The 7537-nt window shown below is 72.3% G+C and carries 3 protein-coding genes and 1 pseudogene; 1 reads left to right on the plus strand and 3 read right to left on the minus strand.

Translation table 11 applies throughout. The annotated features are described in order from the left end of the window. The first annotated feature begins 123 nt into the window (after nt 1–123). Nucleotides 124–2391, plus strand: a complete 2268-nt coding sequence (locus tag IE94_RS0123025; protein ID WP_030187439.1) for a HelD family protein — start codon at nt 124–126, stop codon at nt 2389–2391. A 6-nt stretch (nt 2392–2397) separates the two neighbouring features. On the opposite strand, the gene glgB is transcribed toward IE94_RS0123025, so the two are convergent. From glgB to IE94_RS35940, 3 genes and pseudogenes are all read right to left on the minus strand, one after another. Beyond that, nucleotides 2398–4833 carry a 1,4-alpha-glucan branching enzyme gene (glgB, locus tag IE94_RS0123030; protein WP_078606565.1) on the minus strand — a complete coding sequence of 812 codons (2436 nt, stop codon included), beginning with the start codon at nt 4831–4833 and terminating at the stop codon, nt 2398–2400. A 40-nt stretch (nt 4834–4873) separates the two neighbouring features. Then, the gene (locus IE94_RS0123035) at nt 4874–6268 is read right to left on the minus strand and encodes a maltokinase N-terminal cap-like domain-containing protein (RefSeq protein ID WP_030187441.1); all 1395 of its coding nucleotides are present in this window, start codon (nt 6266–6268) and stop codon (nt 4874–4876) included. 105 nt (nt 6269–6373) lie between these two features. After that, nucleotides 6374–7537, minus strand: a pseudogene (locus IE94_RS35940) (alpha-amylase family glycosyl hydrolase); the annotation flags it as partial.

Raw genomic sequence — 7537 nt, forward strand, 5'->3', positions numbered from 1 at the left:
CAGACCGGTCGGCACACGAAGAAATCCCCCGAGCAATTGCGCTCGGGGGATTTCTCTGCGTATATTCGTTGATTCGTGACTTCAGAAAAACGAGGTCGCGAAGAAGTTCAGTAGGCACAGTATATGCGGCCGGGAGTGGAATTGTCAAACACCGAATTTCCGGACAATGAATTGCTGCACGAGCAGGAATTCATCGACGGACTGTACGCGCGCGTGGACGCGCTGCGCGGCGACGCCGAGGAGTCCGTCACCGATGCCCTCGCACAGGGCAACACCCCCCAGCAGGCCCGCCTGGAGCGGGACATCCTGGTCGCCGAGCGCTCCGGGCTGCTCGCCGCGCTCAACGCGGTGGACGGCTCCCTCTGCTTCGGCCGGATCGACCTCACCTCCGGGCAGGGCCACCGCATCGGCCGCATCGGGCTGCGCGCCGACGACGCCGAACGCACCCCCGTCCTCATCGACTGGCGGGCCGGTGTCGCCCGCCCCTTCTACCTGGCCACCGGCCACACCCCGATGGGGCTGCGCCGCCGCCGGCACATCACCAGCGAGGGCCGCACGGTCACCGCGCTGCACGACGAGATCCTCGACCTCGGCGACGAACGGCGCACCGGCCACGAGGACCCCTCCGGCGACGCCGTGCTGCTCGCCGCGCTGAACTCGGCGCGCACCGGCCGCATGGGCGACATCGTGCAGACCATCCAGGCCGACCAGGACCGCATCATCCGCGCCCCGCACCGCGGCGTCCTGGTCGTCGAGGGCGGCCCCGGCACCGGCAAGACCGCCGTCGCCCTGCACCGCGCCGCCTACCTCCTCTACGAGCACCGCGAACTGCTCGCCAAGCGCGCCGTCCTCATCGTCGGCCCCAACCCGGCCTTCCTCGGCTACATCGGCGAGGTGCTGCCCTCGCTCGGCGAGACCGGCGTGCTCCTCGCCACCGTCGGCGAGCTGTTCCCCGGCGTGAAGGCCACCGCGACGGACACCCCCGGGGCGGCGGCCGTGAAGGGCCGGGCCGGCATGGCCGACGTGCTCGCCGAGGCGGTCCGCGACCGGCAGGCGCTGCCCGACCCGGTGATCGCGATCGAGCACGACCGCGAGGTCCTCCTGCTCGACGACGACCTGGTCAACGTCGCCCGCGAGCGCACCCGCGCCGCCAAGCTGCCGCACAACGCGGCCCGCGAGCACTTCGAGGGCCACATCCTCAACACCCTGACCGACATGGTCGCCGAGCGCATCGGCACCGACCCCTACGACGGCACCAACCTCCTCGATCCCAGCGACATCACCCAGATCCGCGACGAACTCGCCGAGAACCCCGAGGTCTGGTCCGCCATCGACCAGCTGTGGCCCCGGCTCACCCCGCAGCGCCTGGTCGCCGACCTCCTCGCCGCCCCCGAGGACTTCCTGGACGCCGAGGACGCCGCCGCCGTGCGCCGCCCGGTCACCCGGCACTGGACCGTCGCCGACGTCCCCCTGCTCGACGAGGCGGCCGAACTGCTCGGCGTCGACGACCGCGTCGCCCGCTCCCGCGCCGAACGCGAGCGCGAGGAGCAGATCGCCTACGCGCAGGGCGTGCTCGACGTGTCCTACGCGTCCCGCACCTACGAGTTCGAGGACAAGGACGAGGAGGACGCCGAGGTCCTGTCCGCGCACGACATCATCGACGCCGAGCGGTTCGCCGAACGCCAGGAGGAGGACGACCACCGCAGCGCCGCCGAGCGCGCGGCGGCCGACCGTACCTGGGCCTTCGGGCACATCATCGTGGACGAGGCGCAGGAGCTGTCCCCGATGGCCTGGCGGCTGCTGATGCGCCGCTGCCCGACCCGCTCGATGACCCTGGTCGGCGACCCGGCCCAGACCGCGGAGGCGGCCGGCGTCGGCTCCTGGTCGAAGATCCTCGCCCCCTACGTCGAGGACCGCTGGGACCACACCCGCCTGGGCGTCAACTACCGCACCCCGGCCGAAATCATGGACCTGGCGGCGGCCGTGGTCCGCGCCGAGGACCCCTCCTTCACACCCCCCAGCTCGGTGCGCTCCACCGGCGTACGCCCCTGGGTCCGCGCCACCGACGACCTCCCGGCCGCCGTCGCCGGGGCCGCCCGGGAGCTGACCCCCGAGGAGGGCCGCCTCGCCGTCATCGCCCCGCGCGAGCTGCACCGGGCCCTCGCGGCCCGGCTCGACGGCGTGACGGCGGGCGCCGAACCCGACCTGACGCACAGGACGGTCCTGTTGGACCCGCGCCAGTCCAAGGGCCTGGAGTTCGACTCCGTCCTGGTCGTCGAGCCCGCCCGCTACGGCACCAGCGACCTCTACGTCGCCCTCACCCGCGCCACCCAGCGCCTCGGCGTCCTGCACTGCGAGCCGCTGCCGAAGGGACTGGCCGACGCCGGGTGATGACGGTCAGGCCGGACGCAGCCACACCGTCGCCAGGGGTGGCAGGGTCAGCCGGATGCTCGCCGGGTGGCCGTGCCACCCCTGGGCCTCCGGTTTGACCGGGTCCGGGGTGACCACGTCGCCGCCGCCGTAGCGGGCTGCGTCGGTGTTGAGCACCTCGTGCCAGGCCGGGACGTCCTCGGGAACGCCGAGGCGGTAGCCGGGGCGGACCACCGGGGCGAAGTGGGACACCGCGAGCAGCGGGGTGCCGTCGGCGTCCAGGCGCAGGAACGCGAGGACGTTGTCCTCGGCCGCGTCGCCGACCACCCAGGCGAAGCCGGAGGGGTGGGTGTCGCGCCGCCACAGCGCGGGTGTGGCCCGGTAGTGGGTGTTCAGGTCCCGCACCAGGTCGCGCACGCCCCGGTGGTCCGCCGCCGCCCCGTACTCCGGGTCCAGCAGCCACCAGTCGGGGCCGTGCGCCTCGGACCACTCCGCGCCCTGCGCGAACTCCTGGCCCATGAACAACAGTTGCTTGCCGGGGTGGGCCCACATGTAGGCCAGGTACGCCCGTTCGTTCGCCCGCTGCTGCCACCAGTCGCCGGGCATCTTGGACACCAGCGACTTCTTGCCGTGCACCACCTCGTCGTGGGATATCGGCAGCACGTAGTTCTCGCTGTAGGCGTACACCATGGAGAAGGTCAGCTCGCCGTGGTGGTACTTGCGGTGCACCGGCTCGCGGCTCATGTACCCGAGCGAGTCGTGCATCCACCCCATGTTCCACTTCAGCCCGAATCCCAGGCCGCCGAAGCCGCTCGGACCCTGGTGGTGCGTGGCCCGCGTGACCCCGTCCCAGGCCGTCGACTCCTCCGCCACCGTCACCACGCCGGGCACCCGCCGGTACAGCGTGGCGTTCATCTCCTGGAGGAAGGCCACCGCGTCCAGGTTCTCCCGGCCGCCGTGCTCGTTGGGCGTCCACCGGCCCGGCTCGCGCGAGTAGTCCAGGTACAGCATCGAGGCGACCGCGTCCACGCGCAGCCCGTCGATGTGGAACTCCTCGCACCAGTACACGGCGTTGGCCACCAGGAAGTTGCGCACCTCCCGGCGCCCGAAGTCGAACTCCAGCGTCCCCCAGTCCGGATGCGCCGCCCGCAGCGGATCGGAGTGCTCGTACAGCGGGCGCCCGTCGAACTCGGCCAGCGCCCAGTCGTCGCGCGGGAAGTGCGCCGGCACCCAGTCCATCAGCACGCCGATCCCGGCCCGGTGCAGCCGGTCGACCAGGTACTTGAAGTCGTCGGGGTCGCCGAGCCGGGCCGTGGGCGCGTAGAAGCCGGTGACCTGGTAGCCCCAGGAGCCGCCGAAGGGGTGCTCGGCGACCGGCATCAGCTCGACGTGGGTGAAGCCCAGGTCGGCGACGTAGGCGGGGAGCTGTTCGGCCAGTTGCCGGTAGGTCAGGCCGGGGCGCCAGGAGGGCAGGTGGACCTCGTACACCGACATCGGCGCCTCGTGCGCGGGCACGTCCGCGCGGTGGGCCAGCCAATCCTCGTCGCCCCACGTGTAGTGCGACGCGTGCACGACGGAGGAGGTCGCCGGAGGCACCTCGGTACGGCGGGCCAGCGGGTCGGCGCGGAAGGTGCGCGAGCCGTCAGGCCGGGTGATCTCGAACTTGTACAGCTCGCCCGCGCCGACACCGGGCAGGAACAGCTCCCACACCCCGGTCGAGCCGAGGGAGCGCATCGGGTGGCCGGTGCCGTCCCAGAAGTTGAAGCCGCCGGCCACCCGGACCCCGCGCGCGTTCGGCGCCCACACCGCGAACCGGGTGCCCGCCACCCCGTCGTGCGTCGTCGGATGAGCGCCGAGCGCCCGCCACAGCTGCTCGTGCCGCCCCTCGCCGATCAGGTGCAGGTCCAGTTCGCCCAGGGCGGGCAGGAAGCGGTACGGGTCCTCGACCTCCTGGACCGTCCCCTCGTACGTCACCAGGAGCCGGTGGACGGGGACCTCCTCCAGCGGCGCCAGACCGGAGAAGAACCCGTCCCCGTCGTCGTGCAGCGCGAGCCGCAGTTCCCCGGAGAGCACGGTCACGGCCAGCGCGTACGGCCGGAACGCCCGGAACGCGACCCCGCCGGGCACCCGGTGGGCACCGAGCACCGCGTGCGGATCGTGGTGCGTGCCGGTGAGCAGCCGCTCCCGGTCGCCGGCGTCCAGCGCGGGGGAGACGGCGACCTCGGCCCCGGGGGCGGCGGCGCGGGTCTCCTCGCGGGGCGCGGCCTTCTTCGCGGCGGTCTTCGTGCCGACCGTCTTCCTGGCGACGGCCTGCTTGGCGACCGTCTTCTTGGCGACCGTTTTTTTGGCGACCGCCTTCTTCGTGACGGCCTTCTTGGCGACGGCCTGCTTCGAAGCCTTGGCCGTCTTCTTCCCGGTCGTCTTCTTCGGGTCGGAGCCGCTGGACGAGGGGCGGGGGGTCACGGGCGGGGCCTCCTGGGCGAAGGGGGAGCGGGCGGGGGTGTCATGCCGGCTCGGGCACGGACAGGCGGCGCACCGCCGCCAGGGGCACCGGAAGCCAGTCGGGACGGTGCCGGGCCTCGTACAGGACCTCGTAGACCGCCTTGTCCGTCTCGTAGGCGCGCAGCAGCACCGGGTCGGTGCGCGGGTCCCGGCCGCCGGCCTCCGCGTACCCGGTGCAGTACGAGGCCCGGCAGGTCTCGGCCCAGCCCGGCACGCGGACCTCGGCCGAGTGTGCGGCGTAGTCGAAGGAGCGCAGCATCCCGGCGACGTCCCGCACCGCCGGCTGCGGAAGCCGGCGCTCGGCCAGGGGCTTCGCCGGCTCGCCCTCGAAGTCGATCAGCGACCACTCCCCGTCGGGGGAGCGCAGGCACTGGCCGAGGTGCAGGTCGCCGTGGACGCGCTGCGCGGTCCAGGTACCGCCCTCGGCGGCCAGGTCCGCCAGCGCCGTGAACGCCGTCCGCAGCGCGGGTGCGTAGGACCGGAGCAGGGGCACGGCCCGCGCGGCCTCCGCCAGCCGCTCGATCATGCCGTCGGCGAGCTGCCGGGCCTGCGCGTGCCCGAGGGTGACGGTCGGCAGCGCGCGGGCCAGCGCGGTGTGCACCTCGGCGGTGGCCCGCCCGAGCGCACGGGCCTCGGCGGCGAAGTCCTCGCCCTTGGCCAGCTCGCGCAGCGCCAGCTCCCAGCCGTCGGTCGCGCCCTGCAGATAGGGCTGGAGCACACCCAGCACCCACGACCGGCCGGCCAGGTCGGCCACCATCCATCCCGCCGGTGCCGGCACCCGGGGGCAGCCCTCACGGGCCAGGGCCAGCGGCAGCTCCAGGTCGGGATTGACACCGGGCACGATCCGCCGCAGCACCTTGAGGATGAACGTATCTCCGTACACGACCGATGAGTTCGACTGCTCGGCGGTCATCAGCCGGGGCACCAGCCCCGTGCGGATGTCGTCGCCCGGAGCCCGCTCGAAGCGGAGCCCTCCGATCCGGGCCCGCGTGCGCAGCGCCTCCAGCAGGACCTCGGCGGGGCGGGTGTCGTACAGGGCGTCGTAGGCGGTGAGTCCGGCCGCCGGGCCCTCGCTCACGTGTCCGATCAGCGCGGGCGCGAGCCGGGGCGGCAGCGCCTCGCGCGTGCCTATCAGGAGCTGGTAGCAGTCCCCGGGCTCCTCGGCCGAGCCGCCGGCCGGCGTGTGCCGCTGATGGGCGCGGACCAGGACGTGGTGGAGGCCGAGGCGGGAGTCGGCCGGGAGCAGTTCGGTGGCCGCGACCAGGGAGAAGCCGGTGACCGGGCGCCCCTTGCCGGCGAACCAGCGCTGCCGCGGCAGCCAGTCCCGCAGCAGTGGATCGAGTGACGCTAGGAGGCCCGGAGGGCTCGTATCGGTGCGTATGACGGCTTCCGACATGACGTCGCGTCCTTTCCCCGGATCGTCGGGGTGGTTACTGATGCGTGCCCCGGGCGGAGCGGGGGAAACCGGCCCGCCCGGGGGTGGGGGCCGCACGGGCCCGGGCTAGGCGGCGTCCTTGCGCAGCCGGAACCAGTAGAAGCCGTGACCGCCCAGGGTCAGCAGGTACGGCAGGTCGCCGACCGCCGGGAAGCGCACCCCGCCGAACAGCTCGACCGGGTGGCGTCCGCCGAAGGCGCTGAGGTCCAGCTCCGTGGGCTGCGCGAACCGGGAGAAGTTGTGGACGCACAGCACCAGGTCGTCCCCGTACTCCCGCAGGAAGGCGAGGACCGCCGGGTTCGACGACGGCAGCTCGGTGTAGGTGCCCAGGCCGAAGGCCACGTTCTGCTTGCGGATCTCGATCATGCGGCGGGTCCAGTGCAGCAGCGAGGACGGCGAGGCCATGGACGCCTCGACGTTCGTCACCTGGAAGCCGTAGACCGGGTCCATGATCGTGGGCAGGAACAGGCGCCCCGGGTCGGACGAGGAGAATCCCGCGTTGCGGTCCGGGGTCCACTGCATGGGGGTGCGGACGGCATCGCGGTCGCCGAGCCAGATGTTGTCGCCCATGCCGATCTCGTCGCCGTAGTAGAGGATCGGCGAACCGGGCAGGGACAGCAGCAGGGCGGTGAACAGCTCGATCTGGTTGCGGTCGTTGTCCAGGAGCGGGGCCAGCCGCCGCCGGATGCCGATGTTGGCCCGCATGCGCGGATCCTTGGCGTACTCCGCGTACATGTAGTCGCGTTCCTCGTCGGTGACCATCTCCAGGGTCAGCTCGTCGTGGTTGCGCAGGAAGATGTGCGCACCCGCTTCAGGAAGGCGTGCGTGGCCGGGAGGTTCTCGCAGTTGGTGCCCTCCTCCTGGTAGAGGTACGGCACCGCGTCCAGGCGGAACCCGTCGATGCCGAGGTCCAGCCAGAACTTCAGCGCGGAGATCATCTCCTCCTGGACGGCCGGGTTCTCGTAGTTGAGGTCCGGCTGGTGGGAGAAGAAGCGGTGCCAGTAGTACTGCTTGCGCACCGGGTCGTAGGTCCAGTTGGACGCCTCGGTGTCGACGAAGATGATCCGCGCGTCCTGGAACTGCTTGTCGTCGTCGGCCCAGACGTAGTAGTCGCCGTAGGGGCCGTCGGGGTTCTTGCGGGACTCCTGGAACCACGGGTGCTGGTCGCTGGTGTGGTTCATGACGAAGTCGATGATCACGCGCATGCCGCGCTGGTGGGCGGCGTCCACG

The organism is Streptomyces violaceorubidus (assembly GCF_000717995.1).
Lineage (GTDB): Bacteria > Actinomycetota > Actinomycetes > Streptomycetales > Streptomycetaceae > Streptomyces > Streptomyces violaceorubidus.

Bases quoted from the DNA above. Each gene is read 5' to 3' on its own strand.
- IE94_RS0123035 (WP_030187441.1), bottom strand. From the start codon at position 6,268: ATGTCGGAAGCCGTCATACGCACCGATACGAGCCCTCCGGGCCTCCTA.
- IE94_RS0123025 (WP_030187439.1), top strand. From the start codon at position 124: ATGCGGCCGGGAGTGGAATTGTCAAACACCGAATTTCCGGACAATGAA.